Origin of the sequence: Algoriphagus yeomjeoni, assembly GCF_049821175.1 — a bacterium.
Taxonomy (GTDB): Bacteria; Bacteroidota; Bacteroidia; order Cytophagales; family Cyclobacteriaceae; genus Algoriphagus; species Algoriphagus yeomjeoni_A.
Window position 1 is genome coordinate 859818 of the sequence record NZ_CP187512.1, and the last position, 17042, is coordinate 876859.

The following is a 17042-nucleotide window of genomic DNA, read 5'->3' on the forward strand; positions in this document are numbered from 1 at the left end:
ATTCCCCATCTTTGCATTTCAAATCAAAAAAACTGAACAGAATGAATTGGGATACGCTGGATAAAGAGCTTACCGAAATAGTAGAAAAAAGAAATCAACTTGCAGCTATGGATTATAGTGACGAAAGCTATGACGATCTAGAAGAGGCAATTCATGACTTGGAAGATGATTTCAATGAGAACTATGAGGATAGACTTGAAGCCGAAATTGAGAAAATTCAAGATAAGTTGCAGTCTGACACGGACATACTTTTGCCAACGGCATACATAGCAAACGTTTATAAGCCACTTTTGCCTGATGCAAATGGCATAGTTAGCTATGAGGTCTCAGGCCAGCAAGGTGTTCCGATTGAATCTGAGCAGTTTGATAAACAGGATGTTCGCATTGTTTTGATCCCGAATCCAGCTCGGTTTGTAATGCTGATTAATGGGAAACAATTGAAAGACCTTTGGAGAAGCAGATAATTCTATAGTATCAAGACATAAGTATCAAGATGTTAGATTTCAGAATCTAGATTCATGGTATGATCAATAATAAAGACCTGGTGAATAGCCAGGTTTTTCTATTTGAGAGGGATTTTGTCCAGTCATGTAAGTCAAGTTTATTTAGTTAAAAGTTGCGCTTACCTTTGTCATTCGAATTAAAGGCTTCATCCTAAAGTTTGTTGGCTTTTTCGAAGCATAGAAAATTTAAAGTAATGAATTCAAAAAGAGTAGTAATCACAGGTTTGGGAGCGTTATCAGCGCTTGGAAATGATGTGAAGTCCAATTGGCAGAGTGCAAAGGAAGGAAAAAGTGGTGCGGGTAAAATCTCTTATTTTGATGCAGAGAATTTCAAAACCCGTTTTGCAAGTGAATTAAAGGATTTTGATCCTACGCTCAGGCTTGATCGAAATGATATAAAACGATCTGATCTTTTTACCCAATATGCCCTATATGTTGCTGCAGAGGCGATGGAGGATTCAGGATTGGATGTTTCCAAATTAAACTCTCCATTTGATGCAGGTGTTATCTGGGGAACTAGCCAAGGCGGAATGAATACACTCGAAAAGGAGATGAGTGAATTTATAGCTAATGATCGATCTCCTCGTTTTAATCCTTTTTTCCATCCGAAATTTCTTGTAAACATGGCTTCAGGAGTTATTTCTATGAAGTTTGGTTTGATGGGGATCAATTATACTGCTGTGACGGCTTGCGCTTCGTCCAACAGTGCGATCATGGATGCATTCAATTATATCAAGTGGGGAAAAGCAAAAGTGATCATCACTGGTGGTTCGGACGCGCCAATCACTGAAGCCTCAATGGGAGGTTTTAATGCTTTGAAAGCACTTTCTACTAGAAATGAGGATCCAACATCTGCTTCAAGACCTTTTGATGTTGACAGAGATGGATTTGTGATGGGAGAGGGAGCAGCAGCTTTGATTCTGGAAGAATATGAACATGCGAAAAAACGTGGTGCCAAAATTTACGGGGAAGTGGTAGGCGCAGCCATGACTGCCGATGCGTATCATTTGACAGCAACTCATCCTGAAGGTGCCGGAGCACATCAGTGTATGAAGTTTGCCTTGGAAGAGGCTGGTTTAGCTATGCAGGATGTAGATTACCTCAATGCACATGCGACTTCCACGCCAACGGGTGATCTAAGTGAAATTAAAGCAATAGCCAGATTGCTGGATGGTGACTATGACAACATGCATATCTCAGCCACAAAATCCATGACAGGACATTTGTTGGGAGCGGCTGGAGCGATAGAAGCGATATTTTGCGTGAAGACTATCAATGAGGGGATCGTGCCCCCAACGATCAATACTGAAAATCTAGACCCAGCTATTCCTGAAGGAATTCAAATCGTAACGAAAACAGCAATCGAGAAAAAGGTAAAAGTAGCCTTGAGTAATACTTTTGGCTTTGGTGGGCACAATGCTTCGGTGGTATTTAAAGAGTTTGTATAGGTTTCCTAACCTTCGAGGTCTTTAAGACCTACAAAGGATTTTGTTTTTTACCGCGAAGTCGCAAAGGACGCGAAGAATTCCGCAAAGGAATTTATTGTAGTATGTTTTTGAATCGGTACGATCAGTAATCAAATACAAATGGCTCCGTCAGATAGTGACGGAGCCATTTTTAATAAAATATGAAATCAAACCTTCGAGGATCCGTCGACTTCGCTACCAATGACAGATTGGCTTAAGTGCACTAATAGCGCGTCAGTCCGAGCGGAGTCGAGGACCTTTCGACTTCGCTCAAGGTGACTAAGCTTAATGTTCCAAAACAAATTACTGTCATTCTGTTATTGTATGTTCGCAGAATATTTAAGACTCAGGATGACTACACTCAAAGTTTTAAAACGTTGCGCCGTTGCGTCTCCGATATTCTATCGGGAGAGAGAACTTACTTAAACCCTAGCTTTACTCTTACTTTGTCTAGCAATTGTGCTCCGACAGCTTTCGCTTTCTCTTCTCCGGCAGCAAGCTTCATTTCTATTTCTTCCGGATGATTCATATAGAAATCAAATAGCTCGCGCTCTTTTTTATACTTATCCAAAATCAACTGAAGGAATTCTTTCTTAGCATGTCCGTAGCCATAATTTCCTCCTTCGTAGTTAGCTCGCATCTGCTTAGTTTGCTCTTCTGATGCGATTAAGCTGTATAGCTTGAAAACATTGTCTGTGTCAGGATCCTTTGGTTCTTCCAGTTCCTTACTGTCAGTTACGATGCTATTTATGTTTTTCTTTAAAGCCTTTTCCGGAAGGAAAATATCGATGAAGTTATTGTACGACTTACTCATCTTCTGACCATCTGTGCCTGGTATGGTTTTCACCACTTCATCAATTCTAGCTTCCGGAATAGTCAGGATATCCTCGCCTACGATTCTATTGAAAGTAGAAGCAATATCACGTGTCATTTCCAGATGTTGCATCTGGTCTTTTCCCACAGGGACTAAATCCGCTGAATACAGTAGGATATCAGCTGCCATCAAAACCGGATAAGTAAAAAGCCCGGCGTTCACATCAGCTAGTCGCTCTGCTTTATCCTTAAAACTATGTGCATTTGCAAGCATAGGGAAAGGAGTGAAGCAGTTTAGATACCAAGTCAATTCCGCTACTTCTGGTCTTCTAGATTGACGGTAAAAAGTAGTGTTTTCTATATCTAAACCGAAAGCCAGCCAAGCCGCAGCCACTGCAAGTGTGTTTTGCTTACGAACCTCGCCATCCTTTGAAGTGGTAAGCGAATGCAAGTCTGCAATAAAAATGTACGATTCTTCTTTGTTCTGTTTGATCAATTCAATCGCTGGGACTATCGCGCCTAGGATATTTCCCAAGTGTGGTCTGCCGCTGCTTTGAATGCCTGTTAATACTCTTGCCATTGGTCTGATTTTGCTGCAAATTAAGTAAAACAGTCCTTAATACGTTTGAAATTATGCGTTAATTGCGGGCATGATTAGAATAGAAACGACCCTGTATACTCTATTAATTCTCTGTTTTTTCTCCCAACTCGCACTGGCTCAAGAGACTATCACTCCGAAGGTCATTTGGACGGTGAATAAAGTGGATTTGGGAACAGTCTTGGAAGAGCAGGGACCGCAGATAGCTGAGTTTGAATTCACACATACACAGGATTCTCTTTTTTATATTGAGACAGTAGTGACTGATTGTGGTTGTACTACGGTAGAATACACTCAGGATACTTTGGTGGTAGGAGAAAGTGGAACTTTGAGAGTTTCATTTGACCCATCATCAGGTGCAGGTTTTTTTTCTAGAATGATTGTGGTAAAAGGCAATCTTCAAGGAGTTCAGGACACGCTTTATATAGAAGGAAATGCGATTCCAAGAGCAAGTGATCCAGAAGGAACTTATAGGGCCAGGAAAGGGGATTTAGGCTTTCGACTGGAGAAAATCAATGTCGGTGAAGTCTTTACCAATGTACCAAAACTAAAGCAGGTGGAGGTATATAATTTTGGAGAAAAGCCTTTCTATAAAGACAGTCTAACTTTCGTAGGGCCGGAATATATACAAATTAGTCAGCTTACGGATTCTATCATGCCGAATGATCGCGGATTACTTCAGGTAGCCTATGATGGAGCGATGAAAAATGATTTAGGGTATTTCGAAGATCAAGTTTCACTTACTTGGCAGGATACAACAGGGTTTATTGTTTTAACCGTTTTGGCAGATGTTTTCGAATATTATGCCCCTTTTTCTAAGGATGATCTGAAGCAAGTCCCTCAACTGGTAATAGACCCTAAGGAGATCGATTTGAAAACAATCAAAAGTTCGTCGATTCAGGAAAAAGAAGTCCTTCTAACGAATAAAGGAAGACAGCCCTTGGAAATAAAGAAGATTCAAGGCAATTGTACTTGTCTGAAGCTTGAAATGCCAAAAACTACTCTTGACCCTGGGGAATCAATTTATTTAAAGGTGACTTTTAACCCAAAAGGTAGGCAAGGAATAGATCAGCGTAATATCTACATTTTCAGTAATGACCCGTTGAATCCAGTTCAGTTGTTCTTATTGAAAAGTAGGGTGGAATAGACAGACATTTCACGAGATTAGATTTTTTGAATTAAAACAAATAGAGCGATAATTTCTGCTTACATCCTGTATTCCATGCAATTATCGTTTAGCTTTGTTTAGCCTACTTTTATTGTTTAATCATGAAAAAGCAATTACTATTTAGTATTGGATTGTTGATATGCTTGACTTTTATGTCCCTAAAAGTCACTGAAGTAAATCCCTACAGAATATACCCCTATTTGCAAGTTTATGGAGAGGGTAAGATGCAGTTGACTTGGTTTAGCAATTCTCTGGCAGCTAGCTCTATTAAACTTACAGGAGGCTATGGGTCAGTACTTTATGAAGGTGAAGTAACAGGTGAGTCTGTACCGAATATTTACTATACCTCACAGGAAAAAAATCAAGTTATTAATGGCTTAGACCAAGGCAGCTGGATAAAAAGTGATCAGGTTTTTCGCTATAGAATGCCTATTGATTTGCCGGCTGGAGTTGCTGTAAACTATGTAGTGAAACTCGGAGGAGTAGACTATGCAGGATCATTTGCTATGCCGGCCACGAAGGCTAGTTGGGATAAGATTAGGTTTATGGCTTTGGCTGACTCTGAGACAGACCCAAGAGGAAGAGTGACCAACAGAGCTTGGTATCCAGGAAATCCACTTTTTAGACCAATTTCGACTGTCCCAGAACTTTGGAAACAAAAGTTTGGTAGCACAGTAGAACAAGGAATAGAGCTACCAAATTACATGCTGACTGAGGAAGTTGGCTATAAAGAAAATCTTAAAATCATCAATGAACGCGATCCTGATTTTATCATCATGCCAGGAGATTTGGTGCAGGGAGCAGGCTATCAGCCCGCTTGGGATGAGTTTTTTAGACAGAATGCAGGGGATTTGGGAAAAGGGTTGTCCAGTTATGCAATCATACCAGCCCTAGGTAATTGGGAGTCCTATGGAGCTATTAGTGGTGGATACGGAAATAATGAAAGAGGGGAGTTCCTTCCGGTTGTAGGGAGAAATCGTTTCCACACTTATTTTGAAACACCTATTGAAGATCCTTTGCAGAAGCATAAGAAGAGCTACTACAGAGTTGATTATGGTCCTGTGACTATTTTGACACTGGATTCCAGCAATGGTTCGCCTGATCAGACTGCCGCTGATTTTGAAGGACAACCAAAACTTACTGGCAAGCAATACACTTTACCCGGTACAGATACCCAGGAAAACTACACGCTTGCTCAATACAATGCTGCAGGGGGTAATGATTTAAGTGGTTTTGAACCCGGATCCGATCAGTATTTATGGCTGGAAGAAAATCTGAAAGATGCCAAGGAAAATGGACAGTTGATTTTTGTTCAATATCACCACATTGCTTATTCCTCTGGTGAGCACGGCGTGCCGATGAATCATGAACTTTCTGTTGGGCAGGTAGGAACACCTTTGCGGGTCTTGAATCCATTGCTGGAAAATTATGGCGTAATAGCGGTCTTTTCTGGACATGATGAAATATTCGAGCGAAGCTTTGTAGATGAGGATGGAGATGGAAAAGGGATCTTATATTATGATGTAGGTGTAGCTGGTGATGGAATGAGAGGGGAAAAGAGAGATTGGTTAGGTAATCCTTTTAACACACTTGATTACAATCCTTATCGAAAATGGACAGCTGATCAGAGTTCTGTGGAGCAATGGAATACTTCTGGCGCTAACCCCGTTTTGGTTGATGGAGGAAAGCATTACGGACACCTGGAAGTGAACTTGGAGAAAAAGGTTGAAGGAGATCAGGAGTTTGCTTTGATTAATTTTATTCCTGTCTATGTTTTCCCAGTTATGGATCAAAACTATAACCTGCAGAAAATAGAACGCAGAGTTTATAATGATGAGGTGAGCTTGAAAATTCCTCTCAGGATTATCGAGGAAAGGCCTCAGGTGAAAGAAAGGGTAGAGCTGGAGCTTTCAAATGAAGGAAAAGCAACCTTAACCCCTGAACAGGTTTTTACGAATTGGCCAATCAGTTCTATATACACGGTATCATTAAGTAAGTCTGACTTTACCTGTGAAAATCTAGGCGCTCAAGAGGTCACTGTCCTTGTCAAAGACGATAAGGGAAATACTTGGGAGGATAAGATTGAGGTAGTAGTTCAAGACAAAATAGCGCCAGTTCTAGAAACCAAAAATCTTGTACTTGAGCTTGATCTGACCAAAGGTCAGGTAGAGTTGAGTCCAGAGGATTTTATTCAATTAATTACTGATAATTGTGGCGTCAAGGAAGTGACCTTAAACAAAACAAAAGCCACTTGTGAGGATGTGGGGAAAGAGATTAAGGTTGAATTGAGAGCCGTGGATAATGCGGGGAATGTAACTGAAAAATCCGCTGTACTTGTGGTGAAAGGTATTACTTCTAGCCCTGTCACTATCGCTGGTTCTAATTCTATTTGTGGTGGAACTAAGCAAACCTTGACATTGAAGTCAGATGCACCTTTTGAAGTGGTGAGATGGCGAAAGAATGGTACTGAAATAAGTGGTGCAACCGGAAAAACTTTGGAGATCGAAGAAAGTGGAAGTTACCATGCTATAGTTCGATATGTTGGAGGCTGTCTTTTTGAAACGGAGAAATTCATCGTATATCCTGCAAATGCCAACTCAGTCACGATTACAGGCTCAGAATCCATTTGTGCGGGTGCAAAGCAAACTTTGGAGCTAAAATCTGAAGCTGGTTTTGAAGTAGTGAAATGGAGGAAAAATGGAAGCGAGATAACTGGAGCCATTGGAAAAACATTGGAGATCGAAAGTGCAGGAACCTATCAGGCTATCGTAAGAACGGAAGGTGGATGTCTAGTTGAAACCGCAGACTTTATAGTCAAGGCAGCTAGTGCAAAGCCAGTGACAATTACTGGCTCAGAATCCATTTGCGCTGGTACAAAGCAGACGTTAGAGCTAAAATCTGAAGCTGGCTTTGAGGTAGTGAAATGGAGAAAAAATGGAACCGAGATAACTGGAGCCACCGGAAAAACATTGGAAATCGAGAGTGCAGGAACTTATCAGGCTATCGTAAGAACGGAAGGTGGATGTCTAGTTGAAACGGCTGATTTTATTGTCGAGGCAGCTAATGCCACACCAGCCACGATTACAGGCTCTGAATCCATTTGTGCGGGTGTAAAGCAAACTTTGGAGCTAAAATCTGAAGCTGGCTTTGAAGTAGTGAAATGGAGAAAAAATGGAACCGAGATAACTGGAGCCACCGGAAAAACATTGGAAATCGAGAGTGCTGGAACCTATCAGGCTATCGTAAGAACGGAAGGTGGATGTCTAGTTGAAACAGCTGATTTTATTGTAAAAGAAACTGCCACTGCAGACGTGAAAATTACTGGTCCGGTTTCTATTTGCGCTGGAGATAATAAAACACTGACTTTGACTTCAGAAGCTGAATTCGAAGTGGTAAGATGGAGAAGAAACGGAACTGAGATTACTGGAGCAACAGGCAAAACCTTGGAAATAGCCGAGGGAGGAGGTTACCATGCCATAGTTCGATTAGCTGGTGGTTGCTTGGTAGAAACTACCAAATTCGAAGTGAAAACTGAGGCTAAGCCTAATGGAGAGATCGCTGTGGACGGTAATATTCTAAGGGCTCCAGAAGGTAATTACGCTTATCAATGGTACAGAAATGGAGAGAAATTGGTTGGAGATACACAGCGAATGTTGACAGTAAATCAAATGGGTGAATTCTCTGTAGAATTGACCAATGAGGCCGGTTGTACCACGCGACTTGCTGCAGTTACGATGACTATCTCAGGAATTTTCAATCCTGGAATCTTAGTATCTGAGGAATTGAAAATCTATCCTAACCCGGCTTCTTCTCAAGTGGAAGTCCAAGCCTTGGGAGATCTGGAGTTTGCGGAGAATTCTATGCGAATTTTTGATAATAGCGGTAAGGATGTCAGCTCCAGTGTGGAGGTAATTCGTCAAAGTTCGAATGCTGTTACACTTGCCATAGCTAGACTTTCTGCAGGAACTTATGTGATTATGGTCGAAAGCCAGGATAATCGAGTTTTTGTAGGGAGGTTGATTAAGCAGTAGGAATTCAATTGTCATTTAAAAAGCCTCACAAAATCATTTTGTGAGGCTTTTCTATAATTTGTAACTAACAAATCAAACTACTTAAAACTTAACTTGCCTTAAGTTAAATTAAGCGAGTTTGATGAAATTGTCTTCAAGTTTTACATTAAAATTGATATCTGCTTTGAGTGCTTTAAATACTTTCAAAATAGTGTCGATAGTTGCGCTATTTGCACTGCTTTCCAGTTTGGATATTTGAGCTTTCTGAACTCCAACTAGCTGACCAAGTTCTTCTTGTGTCAGTTTTCTTTCCTGCCTTGCAGATTTAATCATTTTGCCCAGAACGTCCATGCTTAATTCATATTCGTATTGGTCGCGGTCTGTAGTTCCAGCTTCTCCGACATATTTATCCTTCATTTCGGAAAGAGAATATGTCTTAATTTCTTTAGTTGTCATCTGAGTAAGTGTTTTACTATTTTTTGAATCCGGCAAGGTAATTCTCTTTAAGCCTTAGAGCCCGATTAATTTCATTTGCAGGAATTTTATCAACTTTCTTTATGAATCCGTGCGTTGCAATAACCAATGTTTCTTTGTTGTCTCTCTTGTCCCAAAAAGCTAGAAGTCGGATTTGAAGTCCGCCGAATTTTGTTCGAAACTCCCAAATATCATGTTGTAGTTTCTTAAAGAGTTTTGGGTCATTGGTTTGTTCGGCTAGGTCAATATTATAAATGATTTTTTTAACAGTTTTAAGGTCGAGCTTCGAAATGAACTCCTCCGCTTCTTCCAAAAATTTAGTCTCAAAATATCTCATAAAATATTGAAATGCTAAACGTTATAACGGAACAATAGTTTCTAAATATAGAAACTATTTCTGTTATCTCTAAAAATATGATCTTACTTTCTTAATCCTCTCTATTCCGTCTCACAATCTTCACCACACGGCCGTAGATAATTTCCGCCAAACTCCAGTCGTAACCATCAAAATTGCTGGTGTTATTAAACTGAAATACCACTGTATCTATGTCTGGGAAGTACTTGGCGATACTCTGATAGATTGGAAGCAAATACAGTTCAATCGTCAAGTAGACCCGTCAAAGCTCACATGAATTCACACTTGCCATAGCTAGACTTTCAGCAGGAACTTATGTGATTATGGTCGAAAGCCAGGATAATCGAGTTTTTGTAGGGAGGTTGATTAAGCGGTAGGAATTCAATTGTCATTTAAAAAGCCTCACAAAATCATTTTATGAGACTTTTTTGATGAATCATTACTTCATTAATTTTATTACTTCTTTTTTAAGCTTAGGTAACTCTCGGATAATAATAGTCCAAATAAGTTCGTCGGAAATATTATCATATTCGTGAGCGATCCTATTTCTTGTTCCAATGATTTTTTGAGCGTTTTTTATTTCAACCTGACTACTCTTGTTTTTTGAAATCCTATTAATTGCTTCTCCAATTATTTCGATATTTTTCTCAACTGCTTTCTTTGTTTTGAGGTCAGATTGATATTCGAAAAAAATCTCTTTTTTCTGGAAGAAACTCGAAAATCTCATCGATAGATCTATTTATATCTTCCAGACAAGCACTTATCTCATTGTCCATAAATTAGAACTTTTGTTTCATCAAGCTCTTTTTTAAAAAATCTATTTTTTATTCCTCGCTCTTCAACCAGATCAATCTGGCGTTTTAATAAATCCTCAAGGTTTTCTTTAAGCCCAAAATATAAATCGGTGTATTTGAATGGGTCACTTTCATTAAAATCCACAACAAAGTCTATATCGGAATCATCACTAAAATCATCGCGGTTAACTGAACCAAATGCAGAAAATGTCCGCACCCTGTATTTTTCACAGAGCTTTTTGATATGGTTTAGATCTTTGTCTTTGATGTTCATATACCAAAAATACTTAAAATTTGTCTTTCCCTGATTTTTTTGCTGTATCTGCTTAACGGTATTGAATTAGTGAATGAGTGTTTCCGGCAGATTTACGCAGAAAAGTACGCTGATTCTACGTAGATTTTTCATTTTTAGAGCAATCACCCTTCCATGTTCCGTCTCACAATCTTCAACACACGGCCGTAGATAATTTCCGCCAGGCTCCAGTCGTATCCATCAAAATTGCTGGTGTTATTAAACTGAATTACCACCGTATCTATGTCTGGGAAGTACTTGGCGATGCTCTGATAGCCAGGAAGTAAACCTGTATGTTCGTACACGTAAATGGAAGAATAGATTTCCTGTTCGCCTTCCTCGAAAACCGAGCCATCGTTCAGAGCTCGGAGGAAAATACCCACATCTTCTGCGGTGGCAAGCATTAGACCTGTGTCTTCCGTCTTGAAATCTTGGTCAACCCCCACGTAATACCCGCTCATCACCTCATCCATATTTACTTCACTTAGGGAAGTGTAGGTGTTTTTCAGCCCAAGTGGGGTCAGAATCTCTTCCCGGATATATTGCTGATGAGGATAGCCAACCGTCTTGTCAATGAGATCAGAGATCAGCATGTAATTCGTATTCGAATAGCCATAGCTTTCACCGGGTTCAAAGTCAGCGGGTAAATCCAATCCATAAGCTAAAGTCTCTTCCTTATTCTTGGGAGGATTAGTCCAGTAATCTGGATGATCTACAAAGTTGGGTATGCCTGATCTATGCTGCACCATCATTCTCAGCGTGATTCTATCCGAATTCTCAATCCTTCCTGCCAGTTCCGGAAAGTATTCAGCTACAGTTTTGTCCAGAGACAAACGTCCTTCCTTGACAAGCTTAGTGGTAGCCACAGCAACATAAAGCTTGGTGATACTGGCGATCTTAAATAAGGCTTCCGGATAAGCAGGTATTTTCTTTTCCCGATCATGCCAACCAGCAGCATAAAACTCCGCTGGCTTTCCACCCTGATCCACGTAAACAATCATTCCATCAAACCCCTGTGCTACTCCTTCTTCCAGCTGTTCCTGAACCGTATCGGGTAGGGGCATGATCCAAGCTTTCACCAACGGCCAAGGAACAAAATACAGGGAACCTATACTTGCAAGAATAAAGAGGATTCGGAGGATTTGTTTGGTTTTGGGGGAGGGCATTTTTTAATAGGTCTGGATTAACGGTTTGGCGCTAGGCGCGGTGGCGGATTTCGGAGCATAAAACTGTCAATAAACGACAAAAGTTGATGCGCGTTAGAATGTTCAAGTAACCTCTTCACTCGACATTGAGCCAAACGCTTGTTACCTGCCGTATTCAATTTTTATTTATTTCTGGTCATACTATTCTTTGATCAGAGTATCAACTTTATATTCTTTTACCTCAAATATATTGGCAGATGAATCCACTAGTACTGACAAGTGGATTTTCGCTGTACTTCCAAATAAGGTAAAGTTTATGGATGTGGGAAATTCTTTGATTTTAGTTATTTCATTTTTATTATAACCGTATCCTATAAAAGATCCTATTTCCTTTTTTATTTTAGGGTTCACCTTTAATTGCTCAATAGTTTGAGTGACAACTTCTGGCTCCAAACTAATCCAATTAACTAATAGCTCAGATCCAAACGCTAGAATTAATAGTATTGCAAAGTATTTGAAAAACATCATGTCAAATTTTTTTTCACTTTTACCCGACCACTGTCTTATAATGAAATAAGCCACAAAAACACCAACAGCGGTGTATAATATCTTTTCAATGAATTCCATCTAATCACTGTTTTTTTGCAGAGTCTCTTTAATTACAGGTTACGTTAATGTATTCACTAGTTCTATTTTATATCCATCTATTTGGATTGATATACACTAGTTATTGTGGATATATCTTTTTTAACTAATAAGCTTAGGTAAATCTCTTGTCAATTAGGTTCTGCTCACACAAAAGCCGCTATCCCCGTAATCTCCTGTCCTAAAATCAGCAAGTGAATATCATGTGTTCCTTCATAGGTGATCACTGATTCCAAGTTCATCATATGACGCATAATCGGATATTCTCCGGTGATGCCCATTCCACCATGGATTTGTCTTGCTTCATGAGAGAAATAATTTTAATGATTTTTGTCTACCAATCATATGCTTAAATTAACAATGATATCTTATTCAACATGCTACTTACGCTTTCTTTTTCAAGCTTGGAAAAAGCGAACCATTTTTTACCTAAATCCTTTAGCGATGCCCCTAGATGGTAAATCTCCGTTTTGTCAATTATTAGAAAACGATCATGGCTGTTTGTGAAGGGCTTTACTATGAACTTGCCATATTGGGCATTGGCTTTTTCTACATCCAAGCTCAGTTGCTTGCTAATTACCTTGGTTAGTAAAAGCACTTCCACATTTTCATTTTTCTTTGATAAAAGGGTAAGCGTACTTTCATCGATGTAGTTGTCTATCAATAGTATACTTTGCTTGGAAGATCGAATAATTTTTGATGCTAGTTCATACGCATCAAATACTTGCCCATCAAAAAAAACACCTTGATTCGGGATCAATTCTTTACTTTCTAAGGCTTTAAATACCTGTTCAAATTGTTGATTGGTTTCAAGTTGCTTTAATTCTATTCGATCCAAGCGGTCGTAAATTAACTGGTTTCCCTGAATCAGTTTGCGCATTGCTACGAAAGCTCTCATAATTGCCACATGAACTTTTGTAGCAGTTTCACTTTTCAGTACTCCTGACAATCCAGCTACTCCTTGTTCGGTGAAAACGTAAGGAAGGTATTTACGATGTTTGCCTCGTTCATTTTCTAAGATCGCATTTTGCGATCTTAGATTCGATTTAGCAAGTTGTACTAACAAATTTTCCCATTCGACTTGCGTAAGCTGAAACATAAAGTCTTCAGGAAATCGCTCACTATTTCTCTTTACTTGCTCATTTAGTCTTCCTGTGGTGACATTATAAATCTCCGCTAAGTGACTATCTAGCATAACCTGAACTCCTCGGATAGAAAAAATCCGATTTTCAATCTGCTTAGGGGATAACGAAAAATCTTTGTCCATTCATTTTTCAAGTTATACTAAAAACTAATCTACCTAGAAATATAGATGACACTATTCTGGATATGAATTTTTATTCTCGCGCCCTCCGCGTCTCCCACCGCGCCCTCCGCAGTAAATCACCCTAAACAAATGCCGGAATCCCAGTAATCTCATGACCCAGAATCAGCAAGTGAATATCATGTGTGCCTTCGTAGGTAATCACCCATTCCAAATTTATAATATGAAGTAAAAGCTGAAATGCCAATAATCTTCTAGTAAAATTGATTCAATTTTTTACTCTTTGTAAACTAGCAATTATTTTATAGCTCAGAGAGGGTGAAACATAGTTTTTATAACCAATTAACATTTCTTTTGGTGTTCTTTGGTCAATTATTGCTTGAATTAAATCCTATTGCCCTATTTTGCACAAATAAATCGTCTAATTCCTTTATTTTTTGTTTGTGTTCTTCACTATTTAGAGCATTGTTGTGTCTTAACCAGTTTAAGTTTTCGTATTGCTTTTCATAGCTAATGTTTTTATTTAAACCACCATATTTTTCTAATAAAACCTCCTTTTTTTTATTTTTAAGCTCTAATAAAAAATTGTCTAAATGAGTTTTAGATGGATTGTTTAGCAAGAATTCAATTGAATTTGTATTGTCATCTTTAGTAAGGTGTAAAGATTGTTTGAAAGTTAACAAGTATACCACTAGACAGCTCATGCTAATTCCGAAATAAAAGGCTTCAAAACTTCTTTCTACATTACCGTTAAATTTGTTGTCTATATATAAAGATAATGACAATGCCAGTAAAACCCCTGTTGCAATAAGCCAGCCTTTTTTTCCTGATTTATTTATTATTATTTTAGTGCCAATGTTTTCATATTTCACAAAAACTTCAGTGGACTTAATTAGACTTTTATAAACAAGGTGAAGCCCATCCTCTTTAAGAGTGAAATGCTTTCTATTAAATAAGAAATCTTTTTGTGAAAATTTTTTGTCCATTTATTGTTTAATTAACAGTATAAAAGGGTATAATTAAATGCTACGTAATTCGATTCTATTACACAAAGATTTATCACTCTACACAAAAGCCGGAATCCCAGTAATCTCCTGACCCAAAATCAACAAGTGAATATCATGGGTTCCTTCGTAGGTAATCACTGACTCCAAATTCATCATATGACGCATAATCGGATATTCTCCTGTGATTCCCATCCCGCCATGGATTTGTCTTGCTTCGCGGGCGATGTTGAGCGCCATTTCCACATTGTTTCTTTTTGCCATGGAGATATGGACGGTTTTGGCTTTTCCCTCATTCATCATCTTACCTACTTTCCAGGCTAAGAACTGGGCTTTGGTGATTTCAGTTAGCATTTCAGAGAGCTTCTTCTGCACCAGTTGAAACCCTGCGATAGGTTTGCCGAATTGGATCCGCTCAGCTGCATACTTTCTTGCAGACTCGTAACAGTCCATCGCAGCGCCAATCGCTCCCCAGGCGATTCCAAAACGTGCTGAATCCAAGCACATCAGTGGAGCACCTAAACCTGATTTGCCAAGAAGTAGGTTTTCTTTGGGAACCTTCACGTTATCAAAAACCAATTCGCCGGTGCAGGAAGCTCGAAGTGACCATTTGCCATGAGTCTCTGGAGTAGTGAAACCTTCCATGCCCCGCTCTACGATCAAGCCGTGGATTCTACCTTCTTCATTTTTCGCCCAGACTACCGCAATGTCTGCTTCCGGTGAATTTGAAATCCACATTTTGGCACCATTCAGCAAGAAATGATCTCCCATATCTTTGAAGTTGGTGACCATGCCACTTGGGTTGGAACCGTGATCTGGCTCCGTAAGCCCAAAGCAGCCCAGCATTTCTCCTGAAGCTAGTTTTGGTAGGTATTTGTTTCGCTGTTCCTCGGAACCGAATTTATAGATGGGATACATCACCAGCGAACCTTGTACAGATGCCGTCGAGCGCATGCCTGAATCCCCACGCTCTATCTCCTGCATTATTAAGCCATAAGAAATGTAATCCAAGCCACCGCCTCCGTATTGCTCGGGAATCTGCGGTCCAAAAGCTCCCACATCACCGAATTTCTTGACGATTTCGGTAGGGAAGTGAGCCTTCTGAGCCCAGTCTTCTATGTAGGGAGAGATCTCCTTTTTGACAAAATCCCGGATGGAAGATCTGATCAATTTATGCTCATCTGAGAGTAAATCATCTAGGTCTAAAAAATCAACTCCTTCGAAGGTATCTTGCTTTAATGACTTTCGGATTTCAATTGACTCCATGGTTTTTTTGGTTTTATAGAATGAATCTGTGACTTTTGTCGGGATTTTAATATCTCCAGCCGATCCTAATTAACTAGATCGCTGACGAAAATACTACCTTTTTATCCTAAAAGTACTCATGGAGGAATCCCAATTTGATCCCAAGATATTAGATAAAATTGAACTGCTTCAGCAGAAATTCAAAGCTTCCGGTCAGGATATGCTTTCTTACCTGGAAGGTTTACAATATGCGGATTACTTGGCCTATTGGGACTATATCAATCTGGATGTGTTGCTTTCGCTGCAGCAGCCAAAGACCTCATTTAAAGACGAGAAAATCTTTATTATCTATCATCAGATCACGGAGTTATATTTCAAGTTGATTATTTCTGAAATGGAGCAAATTTCAGATTTACAGCCAATTACAGAGCAATTTTTTAAGGCAAGACTGGAGCGAATCAATATGTATTTTGATCAGTTGATTGGCTCTTTTGCGATGATGTGGAAAGGCATGGAGCAGGAGCAATTTCTCAAATTCCGCATGTCTTTGCTTCCTGCAAGTGGTTTCCAAAGTGCTCAATACCGTGAAATAGAATTAATGGCTGCGGATGCTTTTAACCTCGTAGCATTGGATAAGCGAACTGATCCTGATTTTCATACACCTACGGATGAGATTTTCGAAAACCTCTATTGGCAGCAGGGAGCAGTTGAATTGGCTACCGGCGAAAAGACGCTCACGCTAAAGAATTTTGAAGCGAAGTACAGCAAGAAATTGATGGACCTCATCGATGCCTACAGACGGAAAAATCTCTGGCAACGGTATATAGATCTGAATGAACCTTCAGCCGAATTGACCGAGACAATGAAGCAGTTTGACCTAAAGGCTAATGTATTTTGGCCGCTTGCTCATTACAAATCAGCAGTCCGTTTTCTCCAAAGAGATCCAGTGGATATCGCTGCTACGGGAGGTACTAACTGGCAGAAATACCTGCCTCCGCGCTTCCAGAAGGTGATTTTCTATCCAGAGCTTTGGACAGAGCAGGAGAGAGAAGAGTGGGGCAAAGGATGGGTAGTAAATGAGATTTTTGGGGAAGAGTAATTAGTAGCAAGTAGCTAGATATTAGTATCAAGATTTTAGATTCAAGATTCAAGAGTCAAGAAGTTAGACATTAGTGATAATATTAAAAAAATAGCTAAGAGATAGGTTTAAGTCGCAAGTCAAGCCTACGTTGGCGGGGAAAACAGCATGATAGAGTGTAGCTGATC

Annotated in this window: 15 protein-coding genes and 1 pseudogene; 5 read left to right on the forward strand and 11 right to left on the reverse strand. The window is 39.5% G+C overall.

The genetic code is table 11. The annotated features are described in order from the left end of the window. Positions 1-41: 41 nt before the first annotated feature. Together ACPUEN_RS03360 and fabF are read left to right on the forward strand one after the other, a co-directional pair. Positions 42-464: a hypothetical protein gene (locus tag ACPUEN_RS03360; RefSeq protein ID WP_111610375.1), complete on the forward strand. Its 423-nt coding sequence runs from the start codon at positions 42-44 to the stop codon at positions 462-464. A 233-nt stretch (positions 465-697) separates the two neighbouring features. Then, positions 698-1951, forward strand: a complete 1254-nt coding sequence (gene fabF, locus ACPUEN_RS03365) for a beta-ketoacyl-ACP synthase II (protein WP_425638451.1) — start codon at positions 698-700, stop codon at positions 1949-1951. A gap of 436 nt (positions 1952-2387) precedes the next feature. Here fabF and trpS read toward each other — a convergent pair whose 3' ends face one another. Then, a complete protein-coding gene (gene trpS, locus ACPUEN_RS03370; RefSeq protein ID WP_425638454.1) occupies positions 2388-3362 on the reverse strand; it encodes a tryptophan--tRNA ligase in 975 nt (324 codons plus the stop codon). Between the two features lie 70 nt (positions 3363-3432). Here trpS and ACPUEN_RS03375 point away from each other — a divergent pair, with 70 nt between their 5' ends. After that, entirely contained in the window at positions 3433-4527 is a 1095-nt protein-coding gene (locus ACPUEN_RS03375; RefSeq protein ID WP_425638457.1) for a DUF1573 domain-containing protein, read from the forward strand. A gap of 122 nt (positions 4528-4649) precedes the next feature. Further along, complete coding sequence (locus tag ACPUEN_RS03380; protein WP_425638459.1) at positions 4650-8579, forward strand: T9SS type A sorting domain-containing protein; 3930 nt, start codon at positions 4650-4652, stop codon at positions 8577-8579. 108 nt (positions 8580-8687) lie between these two features. On the opposite strand, the gene ACPUEN_RS03385 is transcribed toward ACPUEN_RS03380, so the two are convergent. From ACPUEN_RS03385 to ACPUEN_RS03430, 10 genes and pseudogenes are all read right to left on the reverse strand, one after another. Then, positions 8688-9014: a helix-turn-helix domain-containing protein gene (locus ACPUEN_RS03385; RefSeq protein WP_425638461.1), complete on the reverse strand. Its 327-nt coding sequence runs from the start codon at positions 9012-9014 to the stop codon at positions 8688-8690. Positions 9015-9030: 16 nt separating this feature from the next. Then, positions 9031-9369, reverse strand: a complete 339-nt coding sequence (locus ACPUEN_RS03390) for a type II toxin-antitoxin system RelE/ParE family toxin (protein ID WP_425638463.1) — start codon at positions 9367-9369, stop codon at positions 9031-9033. Positions 9370-9826: 457 nt separating this feature from the next. Then, positions 9827-10114: a DUF86 domain-containing protein gene (locus tag ACPUEN_RS03395; protein ID WP_425638465.1), complete on the reverse strand. Its 288-nt coding sequence runs from the start codon at positions 10112-10114 to the stop codon at positions 9827-9829. A 38-nt stretch (positions 10115-10152) separates the two neighbouring features. Next, positions 10153-10455 (reverse strand): nucleotidyltransferase domain-containing protein, encoded by a 303-nt coding sequence (locus tag ACPUEN_RS03400; protein ID WP_425638466.1) that lies wholly within the window; start codon positions 10453-10455, stop codon positions 10153-10155. Between the two features lie 143 nt (positions 10456-10598). Then, positions 10599-11639: a serine hydrolase domain-containing protein gene (locus tag ACPUEN_RS03405; protein ID WP_425638468.1), complete on the reverse strand. Its 1041-nt coding sequence runs from the start codon at positions 11637-11639 to the stop codon at positions 10599-10601. Positions 11640-11819: 180 nt separating this feature from the next. Beyond that, positions 11820-12245 carry a hypothetical protein gene (locus ACPUEN_RS03410; protein ID WP_425638471.1) on the reverse strand — a complete coding sequence of 142 codons (426 nt, stop codon included), beginning with the start codon at positions 12243-12245 and terminating at the stop codon, positions 11820-11822. Between the two features lie 164 nt (positions 12246-12409). After that, positions 12410-12574: pseudogene (locus ACPUEN_RS03415) on the reverse strand (acyl-CoA dehydrogenase family protein); the annotation flags it as partial. 38 nt (positions 12575-12612) lie between these two features. Beyond that, positions 12613-13530 carry an ORF6N domain-containing protein gene (locus ACPUEN_RS03420; RefSeq protein ID WP_425638473.1) on the reverse strand — a complete coding sequence of 306 codons (918 nt, stop codon included), beginning with the start codon at positions 13528-13530 and terminating at the stop codon, positions 12613-12615. Between the two features lie 365 nt (positions 13531-13895). Next, positions 13896-14513: a hypothetical protein gene (locus tag ACPUEN_RS03425; RefSeq protein ID WP_425638475.1), complete on the reverse strand. Its 618-nt coding sequence runs from the start codon at positions 14511-14513 to the stop codon at positions 13896-13898. A 78-nt stretch (positions 14514-14591) separates the two neighbouring features. Beyond that, complete coding sequence (locus tag ACPUEN_RS03430; RefSeq protein ID WP_425638477.1) at positions 14592-15797, reverse strand: acyl-CoA dehydrogenase family protein; 1206 nt, start codon at positions 15795-15797, stop codon at positions 14592-14594. A gap of 118 nt (positions 15798-15915) precedes the next feature. Here ACPUEN_RS03430 and ACPUEN_RS03435 point away from each other — a divergent pair, with 118 nt between their 5' ends. After that, the gene (locus ACPUEN_RS03435) at positions 15916-16875 is read left to right on the forward strand and encodes a tryptophan 2,3-dioxygenase family protein (RefSeq protein WP_425638478.1); all 960 of its coding nucleotides are present in this window, start codon (positions 15916-15918) and stop codon (positions 16873-16875) included. Positions 16876-17042 lie beyond the last annotated feature (167 nt).

Bases quoted from the DNA above. Each gene is read 5' to 3' on its own strand.
- ACPUEN_RS03360 (WP_111610375.1), top strand. From the start codon at position 42: ATGAATTGGGATACGCTGGATAAAGAGCTTACCGAAATAGTAGAAAAA.
- trpS (WP_425638454.1), bottom strand. From the start codon at position 3,362: ATGGCAAGAGTATTAACAGGCATTCAAAGCAGCGGCAGACCACACTTG.
- ACPUEN_RS03430 (WP_425638477.1), bottom strand. From the start codon at position 15,797: ATGGAGTCAATTGAAATCCGAAAGTCATTAAAGCAAGATACCTTCGAA.
- ACPUEN_RS03425 (WP_425638475.1), bottom strand. From the start codon at position 14,513: ATGGACAAAAAATTTTCACAAAAAGATTTCTTATTTAATAGAAAGCAT.
- ACPUEN_RS03410 (WP_425638471.1), bottom strand. From the start codon at position 12,245: ATGGAATTCATTGAAAAGATATTATACACCGCTGTTGGTGTTTTTGTG.
- ACPUEN_RS03385 (WP_425638461.1), bottom strand. From the start codon at position 9,014: ATGACAACTAAAGAAATTAAGACATATTCTCTTTCCGAAATGAAGGAT.
- ACPUEN_RS03420 (WP_425638473.1), bottom strand. From the start codon at position 13,530: ATGGACAAAGATTTTTCGTTATCCCCTAAGCAGATTGAAAATCGGATT.
- fabF (WP_425638451.1), top strand. From the start codon at position 698: ATGAATTCAAAAAGAGTAGTAATCACAGGTTTGGGAGCGTTATCAGCG.
- ACPUEN_RS03380 (WP_425638459.1), top strand. From the start codon at position 4,650: ATGAAAAAGCAATTACTATTTAGTATTGGATTGTTGATATGCTTGACT.
- ACPUEN_RS03435 (WP_425638478.1), top strand. From the start codon at position 15,916: ATGGAGGAATCCCAATTTGATCCCAAGATATTAGATAAAATTGAACTG.
- ACPUEN_RS03375 (WP_425638457.1), top strand. From the start codon at position 3,433: ATGATTAGAATAGAAACGACCCTGTATACTCTATTAATTCTCTGTTTT.
- ACPUEN_RS03400 (WP_425638466.1), bottom strand. From the start codon at position 10,455: ATGAACATCAAAGACAAAGATCTAAACCATATCAAAAAGCTCTGTGAA.
- ACPUEN_RS03390 (WP_425638463.1), bottom strand. From the start codon at position 9,369: ATGAGATATTTTGAGACTAAATTTTTGGAAGAAGCGGAGGAGTTCATT.
- ACPUEN_RS03395 (WP_425638465.1), bottom strand. From the start codon at position 10,114: ATGAGATTTTCGAGTTTCTTCCAGAAAAAAGAGATTTTTTTCGAATAT.
- ACPUEN_RS03405 (WP_425638468.1), bottom strand. From the start codon at position 11,639: ATGCCCTCCCCCAAAACCAAACAAATCCTCCGAATCCTCTTTATTCTT.